Annotated in this window: 18 protein-coding genes; 11 read left to right on the top strand and 7 right to left on the bottom strand. The window is 55.5% G+C overall.

Annotated elements, in window-relative coordinates:
- Nucleotides 1-8: 8 nt before the first annotated feature.
- Nucleotides 9-4,598, bottom strand: coding sequence for a DUF5801 repeats-in-toxin domain-containing protein (locus tag VC35_RS21065; protein WP_080925353.1), 4,590 nt, complete (start codon nucleotides 4,596-4,598; stop codon nucleotides 9-11).
- A 444-nt stretch (nucleotides 4,599-5,042) separates the two neighbouring features.
- On the opposite strand from VC35_RS21065, the gene VC35_RS21060 reads away from it, so the two are divergent.
- Complete coding sequence (locus VC35_RS21060) at nucleotides 5,043-6,254, top strand: site-specific integrase (protein WP_046042356.1); 1,212 nt, start codon at nucleotides 5,043-5,045, stop codon at nucleotides 6,252-6,254.
- Here VC35_RS21060 and VC35_RS21055 read toward each other — a convergent pair.
- Nucleotides 6,251-6,748, bottom strand: coding sequence for a hypothetical protein (locus VC35_RS21055; RefSeq protein WP_046042355.1), 498 nt, complete (start codon nucleotides 6,746-6,748; stop codon nucleotides 6,251-6,253). The two genes, VC35_RS21060 and VC35_RS21055, sit on opposite strands and share 4 nt — an antisense overlap.
- Before the next feature lie 164 nt (nucleotides 6,749-6,912).
- On the opposite strand from VC35_RS21055, the gene VC35_RS21050 reads away from it, so the two are divergent.
- The 3 genes from VC35_RS21050 (at nucleotide 6,913) to VC35_RS21040 (ending at nucleotide 7,943) form a co-directional block, all read left to right on the top strand.
- Nucleotides 6,913-7,113 carry a helix-turn-helix domain-containing protein gene (locus VC35_RS21050; protein ID WP_046042354.1) on the top strand — a complete coding sequence of 67 codons (201 nt, stop codon included), beginning with the start codon at nucleotides 6,913-6,915 and terminating at the stop codon, nucleotides 7,111-7,113.
- A gap of 115 nt (nucleotides 7,114-7,228) precedes the next feature.
- On the top strand, nucleotides 7,229-7,465 hold the full coding sequence (locus VC35_RS21045; RefSeq protein WP_259674442.1) for a helix-turn-helix domain-containing protein: 237 nt from the start codon (nucleotides 7,229-7,231) through the stop codon (nucleotides 7,463-7,465).
- A gap of 64 nt (nucleotides 7,466-7,529) precedes the next feature.
- Nucleotides 7,530-7,943: a hypothetical protein gene (locus VC35_RS21040; protein WP_052960573.1), complete on the top strand. Its 414-nt coding sequence runs from the start codon at nucleotides 7,530-7,532 to the stop codon at nucleotides 7,941-7,943.
- A 278-nt stretch (nucleotides 7,944-8,221) separates the two neighbouring features.
- Here the strand turns inward: VC35_RS21040 and VC35_RS21035 are convergent, their stop codons facing one another.
- The 3 genes from VC35_RS21035 to VC35_RS21025 all read right to left on the bottom strand — a co-directional run bounded on the left by VC35_RS21035 (nucleotide 8,222) and on the right by VC35_RS21025 (nucleotide 9,038).
- Nucleotides 8,222-8,518, bottom strand: coding sequence for a hypothetical protein (locus VC35_RS21035; RefSeq protein WP_046042352.1), 297 nt, complete (start codon nucleotides 8,516-8,518; stop codon nucleotides 8,222-8,224).
- Nucleotides 8,515-8,700 carry a hypothetical protein gene (locus VC35_RS21030; RefSeq protein ID WP_046042351.1) on the bottom strand — a complete coding sequence of 62 codons (186 nt, stop codon included), beginning with the start codon at nucleotides 8,698-8,700 and terminating at the stop codon, nucleotides 8,515-8,517. The genes VC35_RS21035 and VC35_RS21030 overlap by 4 nt, the downstream gene beginning before the upstream one ends.
- A 113-nt stretch (nucleotides 8,701-8,813) precedes the next feature.
- Complete coding sequence (locus VC35_RS21025) at nucleotides 8,814-9,038, bottom strand: hypothetical protein (RefSeq protein ID WP_046042350.1); 225 nt, start codon at nucleotides 9,036-9,038, stop codon at nucleotides 8,814-8,816.
- Between the two features lie 249 nt (nucleotides 9,039-9,287).
- Between VC35_RS21025 and VC35_RS21020 the strand changes: the two genes are divergently transcribed.
- Together VC35_RS21020 and VC35_RS29605 are read left to right on the top strand one after the other, a co-directional pair.
- On the top strand, nucleotides 9,288-9,722 hold the full coding sequence (locus VC35_RS21020) for a DUF2846 domain-containing protein (protein WP_046042349.1): 435 nt from the start codon (nucleotides 9,288-9,290) through the stop codon (nucleotides 9,720-9,722).
- Nucleotides 9,694-10,527, top strand: a complete 834-nt coding sequence (locus VC35_RS29605; RefSeq protein ID WP_185754820.1) for a hypothetical protein — start codon at nucleotides 9,694-9,696, stop codon at nucleotides 10,525-10,527. The genes VC35_RS21020 and VC35_RS29605 overlap by 29 nt, the downstream gene beginning before the upstream one ends.
- Before the next feature lie 340 nt (nucleotides 10,528-10,867).
- Here VC35_RS29605 and VC35_RS21015 read toward each other — a convergent pair whose 3' ends face one another.
- Both VC35_RS21015 and VC35_RS29600 read right to left on the bottom strand, forming a co-directional pair.
- Complete coding sequence (locus tag VC35_RS21015; protein WP_046042348.1) at nucleotides 10,868-11,641, bottom strand: AbiV family abortive infection protein; 774 nt, start codon at nucleotides 11,639-11,641, stop codon at nucleotides 10,868-10,870.
- 211 nt (nucleotides 11,642-11,852) lie between these two features.
- Complete coding sequence (locus VC35_RS29600) at nucleotides 11,853-12,611, bottom strand: hypothetical protein (protein WP_185754819.1); 759 nt, start codon at nucleotides 12,609-12,611, stop codon at nucleotides 11,853-11,855.
- Nucleotides 12,612-13,350: 739 nt separating this feature from the next.
- Here VC35_RS29600 and VC35_RS21005 point away from each other — a divergent pair.
- The 5 genes from VC35_RS21005 (at nucleotide 13,351) to VC35_RS20980 (ending at nucleotide 16,247) form a co-directional block, all read left to right on the top strand.
- The gene (locus tag VC35_RS21005; protein WP_046042345.1) at nucleotides 13,351-13,767 is read left to right on the top strand and encodes a DUF5681 domain-containing protein; all 417 of its coding nucleotides are present in this window, start codon (nucleotides 13,351-13,353) and stop codon (nucleotides 13,765-13,767) included.
- The gene (locus tag VC35_RS21000) at nucleotides 13,764-14,195 is read left to right on the top strand and encodes a hypothetical protein (RefSeq protein WP_046042344.1); all 432 of its coding nucleotides are present in this window, start codon (nucleotides 13,764-13,766) and stop codon (nucleotides 14,193-14,195) included. Before VC35_RS21005 ends, VC35_RS21000 begins: the two co-directional genes overlap by 4 nt.
- 200 nt (nucleotides 14,196-14,395) lie before the next feature.
- Nucleotides 14,396-15,229: a hypothetical protein gene (locus VC35_RS20990; protein WP_046042342.1), complete on the top strand. Its 834-nt coding sequence runs from the start codon at nucleotides 14,396-14,398 to the stop codon at nucleotides 15,227-15,229.
- A 68-nt stretch (nucleotides 15,230-15,297) separates the two neighbouring features.
- Nucleotides 15,298-15,642: a hypothetical protein gene (locus VC35_RS20985; RefSeq protein ID WP_046042341.1), complete on the top strand. Its 345-nt coding sequence runs from the start codon at nucleotides 15,298-15,300 to the stop codon at nucleotides 15,640-15,642.
- Between the two features lie 8 nt (nucleotides 15,643-15,650).
- Nucleotides 15,651-16,247 (top strand): tail assembly protein, encoded by a 597-nt coding sequence (locus VC35_RS20980; protein ID WP_046042340.1) that lies wholly within the window; start codon nucleotides 15,651-15,653, stop codon nucleotides 16,245-16,247.
- Nucleotides 16,248-16,267: the final 20 nt, after the last annotated feature.

Below are 16,267 nucleotides of genomic sequence, written 5' to 3'. Positions count from 1 at the left end.
GCAAAGCCTCAGGCGCTGCCAAAAAAGATGTCGGTATTCTGAACATGGGCCCCGACCACTGTGATGGTCGTTGCTTGTCCGCCAGACTCGGCAACCGTCACGACGCCGTTTGCGCCCGAGTTGTCGATCTGGACAACGGCGTTCGGGTCGCCGTTGAGCACCAGCTTGTCTTGCACGCCAGACCCCGTATCGAAGCCGGTGACCTGGTACCTGTTCTCATTGACTGACAGGTCGACGTTGAACGCATCCTGCTTTCCGATCGTGCCAGCCAGCGAGAAGTCGAAGGATGCGTTGGCCGGGTCGTTGGCGAACAGGTTGGCGTTAAACGTACTCGTCGCCGAATCCCCATCCTTGTCCGTCAACGTCGCGCTGAACGCCAGCTGGACATCGCTGGCCAGACTCTCGCTCTGCTGAATGAACTGGATCACCGGGATCTTGACATCGCCCCGGCCCATCGTCAGCTGAACAGCGTCGATCAGTACCGTACCCTCCTTCTGGACGAGGAAGGACACCTGGCCGCCAGCCTCCGACGTCAGGGTGTTCACCTCGACTTGGTTCGAATGCGTGCCATCCGCGTAGTAGATCCTGTAGTACAGATCCTCGGTCGCCGTGTTGTAACCCGCCACGGAGTTGTCGATGAAGACCTTCATGCCCGTCAGCAGGCTCTCTGGATTGATGACGAAACTTTCATCGGCGGCGCTGATTGCCGCCAGGTTATCGCCCTGGAAAACGTTATTGCCGACGCCGATGCCGGACGCGCTGACGTTCATGGATGCGGGGTCGATGTACGCCGGCAAGGGGTTGGTCTGTAGCGTGGCTTCGGTGGGGTCGGATGCTCCGAGCCCGATGCCGGTCAGGATGTCCGCAGGCAACGCAAGCGCCTTCGCGGAAAAGAACACGATCTCCTCGGAGGTCGAAGGAATAGCCGGGTTATCCGTGTGAGGGATTAACAATGTGCGCACCGAATCCGGGCCGCCGGCAGCGAGCGAGCCGTTTGCACTGCTAAGCACGATCGTCGAACTGAAGCCTTGCACCAGATCCAGTGCATAGTGACCATCGGCATAGGCGGTCAGCGTGTAGTCGACGTTGGTATCCGAGGTTGCGGTGTTGTTGTCGAAATCACCGGTCAACGTTCCCGCGAAGTGGTACGCGCCATTGGCATCCGGTGATTGCGCCAGCTCGTGGAGCGTGCCGGTCCCGGTCATGGTCGTGTTGTCGGGCCTGACGAGGGTGAAGTGGTCATTGACCAACGAGATATCCAGACCGGCCGCACCCAGCCCGTCGGCTCCCGTCGCCATATTCCAGAACCCGGATTGCGCAAGGACGCTACCGGTCCCGATCAAGTTGCCGAAACTGAGTGCCGGCCCGTCGTCCCTGAACACCAGGTTCTGCCCGATGTTGAGGGTCGCCTGGGCGCTGTCGCCGTCCCCGTCGGTCTTGATCGCGGTCAGCGTCACCAGGTTGTCCGAGGTCAAACTCGTTGAATCATCCGGATTGGTCGGGTCGAGATGCACCACGGCCCGGAGCTGGTCGAGCGTGACGCCGCCATTGGCGGCCACGCTGACCGTGAACACCAGCAGGTTGCTGAGGGCTGTATGCCCTTCCACCACCGTGCCATTGAGCGACAGGTTCACCGCCTGGCCCGAGGCCGTGTCCGTCAGCCCGGAAGCTCCTGCCACTACGCCCAGTGCATAGGTCAGCGTGCCGGCACCATCGGCGCCAAACGCCGAGTTGAAGTTGGCGGCGAAGCTCTGGGTATCGTTGGTCGTCAGTATCGTTTCGTCCACCGTCAATGTTGGCTCCGTGCCGGTGGTGGTAATGCTTGGCCCGTCGTCCTTGAACACCAGGTTCTGCCCGATGTTCAGCGTCGCCTGGGCGCTGTCGCCGTCCCCGTCGGTCTTGGTCGCGGTCAGCGTCACCAGGCTGTCCGAGGTCAGGCTCGTCGAATCATCGGGATTGGCGGTGTTGGCATGCACCACGGCGCGGACCTGGTCGAGCGTGACGCTGCCATTGGCGGCCACGCTGACCGTGAACACCAGCAGGTTGCTGAGGGCCGTATGCCCTTCCACCACCGTGCCATTGAGCGACAGGTTCACCGCCTGGCCCGAGGCCGTGTCCGTCAATCCGGAAGCCCCGGCCACCACGCCCAGCGCATAGGTCAGCGTGCCGGCACCATCGGCGCCAAACGCCGAGTTGAAGTTGGCGGCGAAGCTCTGGGTGTCATTGGTCGTCAGTATCGTTTCGTCCACCGTCAATGTCGGCTCCGTGCCGGTGGTGGTAATGCTTGGCCCGTCGTCCTTGAACACCAGGTTCTGCCCGATATTCAGCGTCGCCTGGGCGCTGTCGCCGTCCCCGTCGGTCTTGGTCGCGGTCAGCGTCACCAGGCTGTCCGAGGTCAGGCTCGTCGAATCATCGGGATTGGCGGTGTTGGCATGCACCACGGCGCGGACCTGGTCGAGCGTGACGCTGCCATTGGCGGCCACGCTGACCGTGAACACCAGCAGGTTGCTGAGGGCCGTATGCCCTTCCACCACCGTGCCATTGAGCGACAGGTTCACCGCCTGGCCCGAGGCCGTGTCCGTCAATCCGGAAGCCCCGGCCACCACGCCCAGCGCATAGGTCAGCGTGCCGGCACCATCGGCGCCAAACGCCGAGTTGAAGTTGGCGGCGAAGCTCTGGGTGTCATTGGTCGTCAGTATCGTTTCGTCCACCGTCAATGTCGGCTCCGTGCCGGTGGTGGTAATGCTCGGTCCATCGTCGTCGAAGATGATCCTGGAGCCGATTTCGGTTTTTGTAATTGAGGCCTGGACCAGCGTGAAACCACCAATATCAAAATCGGCGTGCTCATTGCCCTTGGCAGTGACGGCCGCGCCGTTCTCGACGAGCACGCGGTTGTGGTCCGACGTAGTGGTGTATTCAATCTGGTAGCCGGCTTTAACGCCGGTGATGGTTGCGACCCCTGCAGCAATGCTGATGGTGATGGCCGGATCATTCACCGAGCCGTTTGAATTCTCGATCACCTGCCCGGTGCTATTGTTGAAGACTCGAACATTGGTGATGGCCACCGACGCATCACCCGCATACCCATTGATGAAATCCGCGCCAGGCTCAGCAGCGGTGCTGAATGCGCTGACTCTTACCACGGCACTCTTGCCACTTTGCAACTGCACAACGTCGAAACTGGCCATCTTCGCATTGAAGACGTCGGTAAAGTCGATGTTGGATTCAACATCGGCTTCGTTTTGACTGAGGTTGGGAATGGTTAGATCCTGCCTGGCACCCGTGACGAACGAAAAACGGATGCCTTCCTGTTCCGTAATCATCTGGTTGTTGGTGCCTAAGGTGGTCGGGTTAGCCGCCTGGCTGGTAATGATCGTGTCGCCAGTGTTTATATTGGCGCCGCTTGACTGGTCAGCGGGGTCCTTGCCGGTGGCGATGATGGTGGGATCCGTGATCCGCAACACACCAGCGTCATCGACAATGTTCGGATTCGCCTTCGTGAACATCAGGAACAGGTTCGAACCGGAGGGCACACCGGTCAGACTGAATTCCAGGTCCTGGCTAGCCCCGATGAAAACCTTATCCAGCAGATTGAGCGAATCATCGGCATTCGTCATAACGGGATGTTTGAGCGGTTGGTACTCCACGGTCCAGATCTTGCCACCCGTGGCCGGCGATCCGGTTTCATCAATATAGGCAGCGAACACGATCGCGCCGGTTGCACTCCCGGCTCGGCCCACAACGATGTTGTTGTTCGTATCCGTATAGAGAAGGATGCTGGTGCCATCGAGGGTATCCAGTCCGCTGTCCTCGCCATTGAGCGGTGCGCCAGAGAAGCCGACGAAGCTGATATCGATACTGCTTGCTCCGGGGTCAGCGGTGATGGTGAATGCATTGCTGCCGGTGTTGTCCGCGGCACCGGTATAGCCACTCAAGGCCGCCCCCGTGGCGGTACCTGCCCCCAGTGCGGCTAAACGGGTAGTGAAGATCGAAGGCAGGGACGCCACCAGAATGTCATTGTCGTCAGCGTCCCCCGCAGGGGTTGGAGTGGCAGTGGCGTTCTGCAATCCGGCCGTTTCGTCCAGCGTAACGTCCTCGCCGGTTGCCACGACGCCCAAAACGCTGTCCGTAAACGACATTGTCGCCACGGCGTCATCAGCGGTGCCGACCACTCCATCGGCGCCCGCAGCGGCCGCGGTGAGCAGAAACGTTGCGCCTGCCGAGTCGTCGGGATTCACGTACCACGAGGTGGTGACGCTGCCGTTGACCTGGCCGTCGAGATCGCCGGCGCCGCCGTCGGTCACGGACCAGGGCTCGTGACCCGCTCCGGTGTTGGTATCGAGCACATCGTCGGACGTACCCCACACGCCATCCGCGCCGGCACCGATAGCGTGGTCGACTTCGAGCGTCACTGTGCTGCCGGCGGCGAAACCGCTGGCCGTGATGATGGCAGTGCTGCCGGGGGCGTAGTCTTTAAGGTTGGTGGTGACGGTCGGAATGTAGGTAAAAGTCCAGTCGTGGTTGACGGGTGAAGGATGGTCACCGGCGTTACTGGTCAGGTCATTCGTTAGCGATGAGATTTTCTTGCGCATAGCCATGACTTTCTCCTGGGCGGGGTCCAGTCATCGGAGGTCGACCTTGGACCATTTTCTGATCTATTGGTCACAACTATGAACAAGCACCGCAGACGGCACATCGGCGGATACTCCCAGACGGGATGGGAGATTCAGACTACGTGGGGGAGGAGACGGAAAGTCGCGAAGGCAGGGTTGATGGCGTCAATAGATCCCGGGGACCTGGGCTTTTCGAACGTTATCTACTAATCGTGAAAAAGGAAGCGTTGAAACAGGCGGGGAGAACTGCGAAATATGGTGTCCCAGGGCAGGTTCGAACTGCCAACCTTCCCCTTAGGAGGGTCAATTTAGAAGCAACCCGGCTTGAGAGAGACCAGCGATTACTGGGCTTCCAGTCCGGTTGCGTCCGATAAAACGGCCCCGTATAGTTCTTTTCGCTGCCACGGCGCTGTCACGGAGCTGGACCGCTTGAAAACGAAGATCACACAAAAGCTCATCAACAGCCTGCCTACTGAGCCGAAGGCATACCGCGTCCATGACACTGTACAGCCGGGCCTGTTCATCCGCGTGCTGCCGAGCGGGCATAAATCGTACATGGTCACCTGGGGCCGCAACAAGAATGCCACCCTTGGCCGCGTTGGCGTTATGACCCTCGATCAAGCGCGCACCGAGTCCGCCCAGTACCTGGCCGATGCACACGCCCACGGGGAGCCGCTGGCCGTCACCCAAGGGCGGAAAGGCGCCGCCCTGCCCTCTTTGCGCCAGTTCATCGACGACACCTATATTCCATGGTTCAAGACGCACCACAAAGGGCATGAGAAAACCCTGCACACGCTCGACAACAACTTCGAATCGATCATGCCTAAGCGTCTCGATGCAATCACTGGACGCGACCTGGACCAGATCCGGACCGGATGGATGCAGTCGGGCAACAAGCCGTCGACGGTCAACCGCAAAATGGGCTCGATCAGCGGCCTATTCAGTAGGGCCGTTGAATGGGAGTACATCAGCGCCCACCCGATGGACAAGCTGAAAGCCCTCAAGGTCGACTCCATGGGGTTGGTCCGCTATCTGGATGTCGATGAGGCCAAGCGCCTGCGCGAAGCGCTAGACGCGCGCCAAGACGAAGCGCGGGCGGAGCGCGAGACTGCGAACAAGTGGCGGGCAAACCGCGGCAAAGAGTTGATGCCGAGCCTGCTGGGATTGCCCTTCACTGACCACCTGAAACCCATGGTTCTAGTCTCGCTGAATACCGGAATGAGGCGCGGCGAGCTGTTCGACCTGAAATGGTCAGCGGTGAACTTCCAAACGAAGACGATCACCGCCGCCGGCGCCACTACCAAAACGAGCGATACGCGCCATATCCCGATGAACAAGGAAACCTTCGGCGTACTGGAGGATTGGAAAAAGCAGGTCGGGAAGTCCCGGTACGTTTTCCCGAGTCAATCCGGCGGCCGCCTGGAGGACGTTAAAAGCGCCTGGCTCAATCTGCTGGAGCGAGCCAAGATTGATGGCTTTCGCTGGCACGATATGCGTCACGACTTCGCGTCACGCTTGGTAATGGCTGGCGTACCGCTCAACACGGTACGGGATCTGTTGGGGCACGCCGATATCAAAATGACGCTTCGGTATGCCCACTTGGCGCCAGGCACCAAGGCTGCAGCGGTAGAGCTGATTTAGAATGGCGGCTCGAACGGAACAATAGTTCGGCTCTCTTTGTTGTCCTCGACATGAGCCAACAGATCCTGCCACCAGCGCCTAACATTTTGCCTATCAACATTCCCTACCCCTGGCACGTCCCAATATTGGGCATTATCACCAATACAATCAGTGAGAAAGAATTTAGATGCCTTGATCGTCTCCCATAGACGCTGCTCTTCGTAGGTAATCAGTGAGGGCAGATAGGTGCAAAGCTGAATGAATCGTTCGCTTTCGTCTGTCGACCATATCTCGCTTACAGAACTGAGCAATGACATGGGGTGCGCTTCTCCGCCAGATACAAAGGGCGCATCCAAATCAAAGGCAATCTCCTCGATTGCGGCTTCCACTACACCCGTGATGGATTGCCGGCGAATGCGAGATATAAGCTCGATCATCAGCTTTACCTTGGGATCGAGACGCAGTGTCAATGTCTCTGTCTTCCGTGCGCCCTGGCTGGGCTTGTTCTTCGCCATCTAATCCACACCCGTCAATTTGCACTTTAACCGAATCCTACCTTTTGCGTCCGGCGAAGTCCATGCGTTCACATTCAGCCATTGACTGCAGTTGACGTACAGCAAATACAGCAATACGCTTCTCACATCGCCCGATCAATCTCGATGGGCATTTGGAGAAATCTATGGAACAAGCACACCAAATCGCTCCCCTCTCAGTGAGCGTCGAAGATGCAGCAAGGATCGTCGGCTATTCCCGGTCGGGCGTATATGAACTGATTGCTTCCGGGGACTTGAAGGCTTTCAAGCTTGGTCGGCGCCGTCTGATTTTGATGACGGAGCTCAAGGCTTGGATCGAGCGCGCAGCAAAGGACGGCGCGCGGTGAAGTGCAAGAATAAGGGGGAAGTATGGCGCAGGGCTGCGCAGAAGATTGCCAAGGCGGTGTTCGAGCACCGCCTTAGCGAAAACACACTGGATAGCACCAACGTGAAGGGCAAACTATGACACGTCATTCTTCCGTCGAGCAAGACCGTAAAATGATCGAGGCGCTGCGAACCGGCCCGATTTCCTCAGTCGAAGCGGCTCAAATGCTCGACATCGTTCAGCCACCAAGCACCATTCGCCGCCTCAGGAAGAAGGGGCATGAAATCCGCACCTTCTGGACGCACCAGTCCACTGAGCCAGGCCGCCCACCGCATCGCGTGGCCAAATACATCTTGATGCGCGAAGCGTCGTAACCCAAGAACAGCAGAGATGCCCTCAGTTTTGAGGGCATCTCTGCTCCTGCCTGTGAGCAGCCGAATGGCGACAAAAAGAAAGGGGTTCAAGCCCAAGGCTAAACCGTTTGCCATGATGCTATGGCAAATGGGGCAATCGGCTCCCTATCGCGCGCTGAGCTTCACCGCCAGGGGTGTTCTGATGGAGCTGCATATGCAGTACAACGGGAGCAACAATGGCGACCTGTCCGCTACGCGCACGATGGCCAAAGAATGGGGGGTCAGCTCTCCAAACATCCTTCAAAAAGCTCTTACCGACTTGCTGAATGGCGGCTGGATCGTTCAGACCCGCACCAGTCACTTCTCCCGCCACGGGTCAAGGTGCGCGCTGTACGCGCTTTCCTGGTATGCAATCGACGAATGCCCGGGAAAAGAGCTCGAGGTTTCACCAACAATTGCCCCTCCGAGAACTGTCCGGGATCTGACAGATTCGAATTGATCCTGTATTGAATCGATACACGTAGCGGTATTGAATCGATACACGTAGAAAAATTGAAAGTACCGTTCTGTCCGGTAGCGTTCAGAAACTCACTCATCGTGTATTGATTCAATACCACTAAATCAATTCTTCCTGTATCGAATCAATACACCCTTATAGATATCTACCACACCAGCCGTTGAAACCCGTGCGCCTGTTCCAATGCTTTGCTCGCACACAGCAAAAGGCACCACCCCGTTGCAGGGTAGTGCCTTCGATACAACGAAGTTTCGTAGTGCTCAGTCAATTCCTTCGCGAGCTCCAACCACGCCATGGGATGCGCCCAGGTGACGATACTTCCAGCAGAAGTTGCCGCTGAAGGAGCGTACTTGCTCGATGTGACGGGCGATATCGGAAGCGACAACATTTTCCTCATGACACAACAATGGGTCGAGCAGCGGCCACAGGATCTGTACCAGCTTGTTGAATTCCTCGCGCGCAAAGTTCATGTAAGCCATATCGCGAGAATCTAGAATCGCGTCAGCGAGAAACTCACCATCGAGAGTCAATGCGGCCGGCAGGGTCTGCACATTCATTGCACACCTCCTGCGCTGATTCCTTCGTATGGAGCGGTGTAAGGCAAGACCTTCACGTTGATGGCGCCCAGCATTTTCAGCGGAGCCAGGTCGTTCAACTTGATATTGGCGGGCAGCACCATAGTGCCAATGATTCCCCCGCGCGCATCGAGGATTTGGATGATATTCTGTTTAAATTGCATGACGTGTGCCTCTAAGCGTCGTCGTGTGATCGCCAGGCCGCTGTTGACGCAGCGGCTTGGCACCTTTTAAAAGTGGGATTCCCTCACATTTAAGTACCCGGATCTAGGGGGCTTTATTGCTTCCCCTTCTCGGCGATCCATCCCGCCGCCCAGCTCAAGGGGTCTTTCGACGCCATCGGCTTGAGTGGTTTGCCGTCCCGCGCCGCCTGCTTACCCTCCTCCTCAGTTTCCGTGTGAATCCATAGCGCTGTGAGTTTGTATCCTGCTGCTCGCTGACGCTCTTTGTAGTCCCGCTGCCTGGCTGCTGATGAGCGCGGGGGATTGACCTGATCCGTCATTTGAAGCCCCTGTTACTAGTTACGATGAAGAGAAGATATACGATCGTTACTAGTCACGCAATAACAGAGTTAAAAATAATTGCAGGCCCGAAGATGCGGGGTTTTCTGTTCACGTCTGGATTTGAGATCCGGAAGCGCTCAACCCCTAATGGGAGAACAACCTGCAGGCAGTTGGCACCCAGCGGTTGCCGGGGTATAAAGCCTCGCAGCGTGGCAAACCGCCACCCACTCCAAAGATAGGGACATCAGATGAAAAAGACTGCTGGCGCATTCGCCCTGATCGGCGCTCTCCACGGTTGCGCCTCGGTACCCATGGGAGACCCCGTGGCAGACGCTGAGATGAAGCGCTTCGGCACCGTGCCAGATATGTCCAGGGTCTACATCTATCGCAACGAGAATATGGGCGCGGCCATCAAGATGACGGTAACTGTCGATGGGCGAGTGATCGGCGCTACGGCGGCGAATACATACCTTGTCGCAGAAGTGTCAGCAGGCTCACACACAATCGGTTCTGACGCTGAAAACCTGACGATGCTTAAGATCAACGCCCAACCCGGAAGAAATCTGTACGTGTGGCAAGAGGTAAAAATGGGATTCGGTTACGCAAGGAGCCAACTCCATCTGGTGAGCGAGTCTGAGGGGCGCAAAGGTGTGCTTGAGACAAAACTGGCCGGATCTCTATAAAAGAGGTCTTAAACTTTATTTGCCGGGCCGTCTCGAACGGATAAATGGCGGCGCTATAGGGATTCAAGGTTCCAGAGAAAACACACACCTATTGATAAAATTGGAAACGCAATTGAAAATACTACACCTTATAAAGTCTGCCTCCCCACAAGCCAACATTCTTTTAGTTTTATCAGCCTCACTACTCCTATTAAAAATACTGATACTGAACAAATTTGAACCGTTATTTACTGGTGCATACAGCCTAGGCCTAATGGTCGAATCAATACTTGCATCAGTAATAGCGAGCTATGTGTTTTACTTAATTGTTGTGCACTTGAAAGAGACCAACGATAGAAAAACAATCGCACCATACATCGCCAAGCATATAAATCGTGTAATTCTATCTTGCAGAGCTCAAGTTTCAGCCTTTAGCCAAGCGGCCAATACCGACCTAGGATTCAATGCACTATCCAAAGAAGAGCTCGAGCTAGCACTCAAAAAAATCCCGCCATACTCTGAGGCTCCGCTTTCGTTTGGATTAAATCAAAAAAATGCAAATTGGTTTCAATATTTTGAGTACCAATCAAACAGAACAAAATCGAGCATCCAAAGAATTCTACAGCAACTCCCTTTTCTTGAAGCAGAACTAATAAGCAATCTTGCTGCGATAGATGACTGCAATCACGTCGATACGGCTAGCTTTTTAGCAAATCAAAGATTTAACAACACTGACCTTTCAGTATTTTCAGGGCAAATTTATGAGTACTACACCCTCAATAAAAAACTAGAATCACTCTTAACTAAATACAACTACCCAACATAAGCAAGACTAAAGACGCCGACATGTCGGCCATCCACTCTGAGCTTCCAATTTTAAACTGGGCCACCATCGGTTCACTCAAATCTTTGCGCGCAGGGTTAATGTGAGCAAAATCCCGCGTGCCAGGTTGATGCCCTCAGTGTTAAGGGCATCTCCTTCAGGCAAAAGCCCGTGATACAATGCTCCCACTGTGAAATCTTGCGCAGCGAGATGATTCGGTCTCAGTGAGCTGGCTTGGTCTGATGGACGGGCTAACTTTTAAGCCAACTACCCCGGTAGAGTTAAGATCTCAAATCTGGCCTCCTGCTTCCAAACTCGAAAGTATCGCTTACTTTGCCAGCTACTACTTTCTGCGGTCCTTAGCGATATCTTCTAATCGCTTAGAGAGTGTATCTCTAACTTCAACCATAGACATTTCACCCAGCTTTCCCTCATCAACGATCTCGAAAATTTCTTGCGCCTCTTTAACGGCTGCATTGAGATCGCCTCTCCATCTAGACAACATCTGCACCTTAATATTTGTCAGCCCCATAAACTTTGCATTCTGCGCTCGGATCCTTTCGTAATCGTCCTGAGAGATAACATCTAGAGGAGATGTAAAATTACCATCGAAGTCAACATATAAAGATGAGTTCTTTAAGCGATTTGATTCCTGATGAAACTCTTCCTGAACGACTTTAAATGCGCTAACTGCCGCCGCAACATTATTACTTTTCTCTGCAACTTCCTCATTCTCAGAGAGAGGAAGAAAGTACGCATTCATTTTATTTTTACTTTCGTGCCGTCTAAATACCTTAGAAAGGGATTTTACATCCACCTCATTTCCAATTAAGTAGGAGAGAACCGCGGCACCTAATATTTCGATTTTTCCGCACTCTTCGAGTGAGATTTGGTGTAACAGGTATGCTCTAGGAAATGCTTTTACATCAGCCAGAACACCAGCCTCATAGAAAAGCTGATCAGCATTCTCAAATACTCTCTGAGCACCATCAATAAGACCAACCGCAAACGCCTCTTGCTCCTGTGTTAGTGCCATTTCACCCTTACTCCCTTTGAAAACGCCATTGTGCGCGAGCAGCAGACCAAAACCAATACCGGCCCCCGTAGTCCCAAACATACAAACGCCAGTAAAAGCCCGCGGTTTTCCCGTCCCCACCAGCAAGATATAGTGGAGTGTGACGTTTTGGTCTCTGTCCGATGATTTTGGCTCACTGAACTTGGCACGCCAATCGGCGAAGGTTTCAGTTGGTTGGCTGTCCCATCCCAGGAAGCGACACGGGGGCGATTCCTCAACATCTTCGTCGGTTGATCGTTTTAATGAGGAATCATCACCTGGTATTGGGGAAGTTTATGAGCCACGCTGGTTTGTCCTGCATGTGAACGGCGAAGTGATCAATCACAGCCTTTGCAGCCAGATGAGGCGCGGGAGACAAAATTATTGCTTTCCAAACGCTTTCTACTTCTGGGCCTGAGGATCGACGATCAAGTGTCTTCATATGCACTATACGATCCCTCGTAGTCTTCAATTGCCGATACCCCTGCCAGCATCTGGTGCCTTTCGGTGATGAGCATTTCAAAATCTCAGGAAGAACTGCAGTCAGCTTTGTATCAATCCGAATATGTCGTTCTATCGTGGGTTTGCTTGACGCCTCCAGGACAACGTCGCTTCGATTGTGGTGAGCGTAGAAATAATCCTCGGGAATTATTTCGTTCACAAAAGCTTCGAGCGCAGTAAAAGCCAGCACTATCGACTCGATCATTCTTTCGATGAAGTCAAAAGCATCCGCGTCGCTCTTAAAACTGACCTCCATGTGATGACTCTTGTCTATTCCGCTCCGATCACGAATTTCACGTGCTGCGGTAAACGCTGTTGCCGCCGAATTGAGTAGCAAAGCTGAAGCATTGGGAAGAGGGATCGTCAGTTGTTTCTTCTTCGTCATTTGAACCACTGAAGAGAGCGTAACTCGCGTCCCCACCGGTGAAATAGTACCGGTCCAGGGCGAGGTGAACTCCTGCGTCAGATGGGTGATTAGCTGGAGTCTCCAATCATCACCAATTGAGGTCTGTGCTTTGTCGGAAGGCTTCATAGGCACTCGGAAAGTGGTCGAAATGGGTATGCAAGTATGGCTAAAGTTACGCCTGACAGCAGGCCGGAGCAGGCGCGACTCAATTGTAATACTGGCTGACATTTGAGCCGGACCAAAGTGGGATTCCATCACTTTGCCTCGGCATCAGCGCCGCGACACGTTTTCATCATTCGCAAAACGTGTCGCGACACCTGCCATACCAAATTGGGAGGTCAAGCCCAGCCCCCATTGGGGGTAGGATGAATTTGAAATCCGGCCAACTTCGGCCAGCGGCAACAGTTCCTCAAATTGAGGAAGACCCGCCATCGCAGGGCGCTCCCCGCAATTCCCCGTCCTCAGATTGAGCGTGAACGAATCGTTCACCTGTGACGCTGTATCACTTTGCCTACCCCTAACTTACTGCAACAAAAAAATCCCCGTTTCCATCCGCCAAAACCAACTATTTCAGTCCCATTCCGTCTCGTTCCGTGTAGCACCTGAGGTGCACCTAAAAAGCACTGGATAAATGATCAGATCATGCCTAATGTGAGTTTTTGAGCCACTCAAAACCCATCGAGGCAGCACCTATGAACACAGCTAAGCCCGCCCGAGGACGCCAGCACAAACCAACTCGCTCTGAAGTTGCTGCCGCCTGGGGCCGCCTTCGCGAAGCCGCGGCAGACGGAAGCGTTCAAGCATCCGCCCTGCTGATAGCGCTCGCTGAAAACAAGCCGGTCATCGCCATGGAATCGCCCGCCGCATGACTGATCGCGATAAAGCCGGCAAATGGAAGCCCGGACAGTCGGGTAATCCCGGTGGCCGTTCTGGCCAGACGCAAGAGCTACGCGCCCGACTCGCGGAAGGTGCAGACGCCGTAACAAAGAAGGTTCTGACAGCAGCCAAGAAGGGCGATATGCAGGCTTGCCGATTGATCCTTGAACGCCTGGTACCGCCAATCAAGCCAACTGCCGAAACAGTGTGCTTCGACCTCGACGATACCGACCTACCCAGCGCAGCCAAATCAATCCTTCGCGCAGTTGCCGCCGGCGAGCTACCGCCAGACCAGGGCAAAGCATTGATCGAAGGGCTAGGCGCTGTTGCCCGGGTAATCGAAGTTGCCGAGCTACAGAAGGCCGTCGAAGACCTCCGCGAACAGATGGAGGGAATGCGGCAATGAGCATTAAGTGGATGCGGGCCGAGCTCAAGCGAATCGCAGAGAAGATCGGCGCCGAAGACGAAGAGACAGTTCTCGTTATGTTGACGGTGGTGGACTGCAGGGTTGACGCGGTTGAGGGGGAGATGGATTACCCCGAGACAGTGGGCCATTCGTTCAACTATCCCGTCCAAGGCGTACAGGCGGTCATGCACTTCCCACTGCGCACCATGAACAGCAGCGACGCGGCCAATCTGGCAGAGGCGTTCATTCTCCACGTCCGCGCAATTGAAAGCCTCCGCCGTCCCGCTCCGGTAGGTGTGATGGATATGCGGCCATTCCCAAGTCCGGGTGCCTGGATCTTCCCGCCGCTGGCTGACGGGCAAGACATTAAAAATCACGTCGCAGAACAGTATCGACTGATGATCGAGGCCCGCCATGAACATCCGTAGCCAGGTGGCCAAGTTGCGTCATCAATCCGGGCTCACTCAATTCAATCGTGACGTGCGAGAGATTAGCGCCCTTATGGACGAGTTGCACACAGCCGCAGCCGGCGGTGGCGCCCGAGAAAACGTGTCCCTACTCGAAATCCTGAGCGAAGCCTCAGACCAAAACCGGCCGCCCCACGGCCAGACAATCAAAAGGTAACTCAATGAAAATCGGCAAACGATCAGTCCTCAAAGTTGGCTTGGCCAACCTCCATTACTCCGAATACGAACACCATCAGGTAGAGGCAAGAACATTCAATATTCAGCGACCAGATGGCACCAAAGGCACCTGGCAGGCCGGTGGCTTGCTGAAGTCTGTTCGCCATTTGCAGGGCTTGTCGCTGGAGGCGTTTAAGGACCTCGGAGAAGAAATACTCTCGATTCGCGAGAACAAAGACCTCAACGCCGCAGCCATTGAGCGCAAGGGCAAGGAGCAGATTGATGGAATCATCCCCGCCCTGATGCCTGCGATGGAGAAGGCAGCAAAAGATATGCTCACACTGGCCCAGACAGTGGCCAGCGGCTTTGCCGCGGTCACGCCCCGCGCTAGCTCGGACGTTGTTGGTTTCCTGGCTGATCAGGAGCTACGCGCCATCGTGCGAGGCCTCAAGCCGGAGGAGCGTCAGCGACTAGTAGCTGAAGCGCGAGCAGGCAGTCATCCCGACGTTGTAGAGGCGGTGCTCAGGGCAAATCCAATGCTCTCCGGGCTATCGCCAGAGGCGGCTGACAGCCTTTCGCGCGCAGGTATTGCCGCGTCACGCGCCGAAGACATCGAAGGGCTCAAGCAAATGCTGGCGATCTACGATGACGTGCTGGCCACCGCCTCCAATGCCGGTGTCGCACTGAGCGGTATGGTCGCCAATTCGAATGGATACACCGGCCGGTTTGAGAAGTGGAGATCGGGCTGCGAAGGCTCCGAAGCGCTTCGCGACTGGCTGGCGAAAATGCCAACTCGCACCTCCGCAAAAGCGTCTCCTGATCAATCCGAAGCGGCCTAACTACCCGTCCGTGCGCTACGCAAGTATTGGTAGCGCCGATCAGCGGCAGACTCTGTGAGTGTGACGATATGACCTTTCAAGAGCGCTTTAACGAAGCGTGCAGTACGCAGAAGTTCAAACCCTACGAGCTAATACAGGGGCCAGACGCCGGCTATTTGGTGTGGGAGGTTCAACACGTCCGCAATGGCCAACAGGTGACCATCGACGGCCCCTACTTCACCGAGGAAGAGGCCAGGGTGTCAGCCGACCTGATGCGCGGAACATTCCGCGGCGCCCGGGCCAGCGAGGCGATCTACAACCGGGTGTGGAACTACGACCCGCGCCAGGAGCAACTGACCATCGACCAGGCGCATATGTCGCGCGCAGTGCTCGCCATTCGTCTTGGGCTGCCCGCCCCATCCACCAATCCATAGGAGGCCCCATGGCCGCTACAGCAATCGAATATGCCCCGTTCACCACCATCAAACTGTACGGGCAGCTACGACAGTTCGGTAAGTCCTACCAGTTCTCCGTCCGCACGCCGGCCGAGGCCATCAAAGCACTGTCAGTGCAGATCCCAGGGTTTGAACGGTTTCTGTCTAATGCGAAGTCTCGCGGGCTCGTGTTCGCCGTTTTTCGAGGCAAAAAAAACATTCGTGAGAGCGAGCTCACCTACCAAGGTCAAGGCGACATCATCATCGCGCCTGTGATCGTTGGTAGTAAGCGCGCGGGTGTTTTGCAAACGGTCGTCGGCGCGTTGCTTATAGCAGCGTCATTCTTCACGTTCTGGGCGCCTCCGGTGTCAGCAGCGCTATTCGCATCAGGCGTGGGTATGGTTGCTGGAGGCGTTATTCAAATGCTTAGCCCCCAGGCCGGCGGCCTCAAGACAAGTGCTGCGCCAGAAAATCAACCTGGATACGCGTTCGGTTCGGCGCGAAACACCACCGCTTCCGGAAACCCAGTCCCGCTCTGTTACGGGAAGCGTCGGGTAGGCGGAGCAATTATCAGCGCCGCCATCTACGCAGAAGACCAGGTGTGACTGGTGACCACCTCTGCCTC

The sequence above is a fragment of the Pseudomonas fluorescens genome, assembly GCF_000967965.1.
Lineage (GTDB): Bacteria > Pseudomonadota > Gammaproteobacteria > Pseudomonadales > Pseudomonadaceae > Aquipseudomonas > Aquipseudomonas grandcourensis.
Note: the sequence above shows the minus strand (reverse complement) of the source record. Positions and strands in the feature narration are given on the sequence as shown.

Excerpts from the sequence above, each read along its gene's own strand:
- VC35_RS20985 (WP_046042341.1), top strand. The coding sequence starts at position 15,298 with ATGACCTTTCAAGAGCGCTTTAACGAAGCGTGCAGTACGCAGAAGTTC.
- VC35_RS21020 (WP_046042349.1), top strand. The coding sequence starts at position 9,288 with ATGAAAAAGACTGCTGGCGCATTCGCCCTGATCGGCGCTCTCCACGGT.
- VC35_RS21005 (WP_046042345.1), top strand. The coding sequence starts at position 13,351 with ATGACTGATCGCGATAAAGCCGGCAAATGGAAGCCCGGACAGTCGGGT.
- VC35_RS21000 (WP_046042344.1), top strand. The coding sequence starts at position 13,764 with ATGAGCATTAAGTGGATGCGGGCCGAGCTCAAGCGAATCGCAGAGAAG.
- VC35_RS21015 (WP_046042348.1), bottom strand. The coding sequence starts at position 11,641 with ATGTTTGGGACTACGGGGGCCGGTATTGGTTTTGGTCTGCTGCTCGCG.
- VC35_RS21045 (WP_259674442.1), top strand. The coding sequence starts at position 7,229 with ATGACACGTCATTCTTCCGTCGAGCAAGACCGTAAAATGATCGAGGCG.
- VC35_RS20990 (WP_046042342.1), top strand. The coding sequence starts at position 14,396 with ATGAAAATCGGCAAACGATCAGTCCTCAAAGTTGGCTTGGCCAACCTC.
- VC35_RS21065 (WP_080925353.1), bottom strand. The coding sequence starts at position 4,598 with ATGGCTATGCGCAAGAAAATCTCATCGCTAACGAATGACCTGACCAGT.
- VC35_RS29600 (WP_185754819.1), bottom strand. The coding sequence starts at position 12,611 with ATGAAGCCTTCCGACAAAGCACAGACCTCAATTGGTGATGATTGGAGA.
- VC35_RS21025 (WP_046042350.1), bottom strand. The coding sequence starts at position 9,038 with ATGACGGATCAGGTCAATCCCCCGCGCTCATCAGCAGCCAGGCAGCGG.
- VC35_RS21055 (WP_046042355.1), bottom strand. The coding sequence starts at position 6,748 with ATGGCGAAGAACAAGCCCAGCCAGGGCGCACGGAAGACAGAGACATTG.
- VC35_RS21035 (WP_046042352.1), bottom strand. The coding sequence starts at position 8,518 with ATGAATGTGCAGACCCTGCCGGCCGCATTGACTCTCGATGGTGAGTTT.
- VC35_RS21050 (WP_046042354.1), top strand. The coding sequence starts at position 6,913 with ATGGAACAAGCACACCAAATCGCTCCCCTCTCAGTGAGCGTCGAAGAT.
- VC35_RS21040 (WP_052960573.1), top strand. The coding sequence starts at position 7,530 with ATGGCGACAAAAAGAAAGGGGTTCAAGCCCAAGGCTAAACCGTTTGCC.
- VC35_RS21030 (WP_046042351.1), bottom strand. The coding sequence starts at position 8,700 with ATGCAATTTAAACAGAATATCATCCAAATCCTCGATGCGCGCGGGGGA.
- VC35_RS20980 (WP_046042340.1), top strand. The coding sequence starts at position 15,651 with ATGGCCGCTACAGCAATCGAATATGCCCCGTTCACCACCATCAAACTG.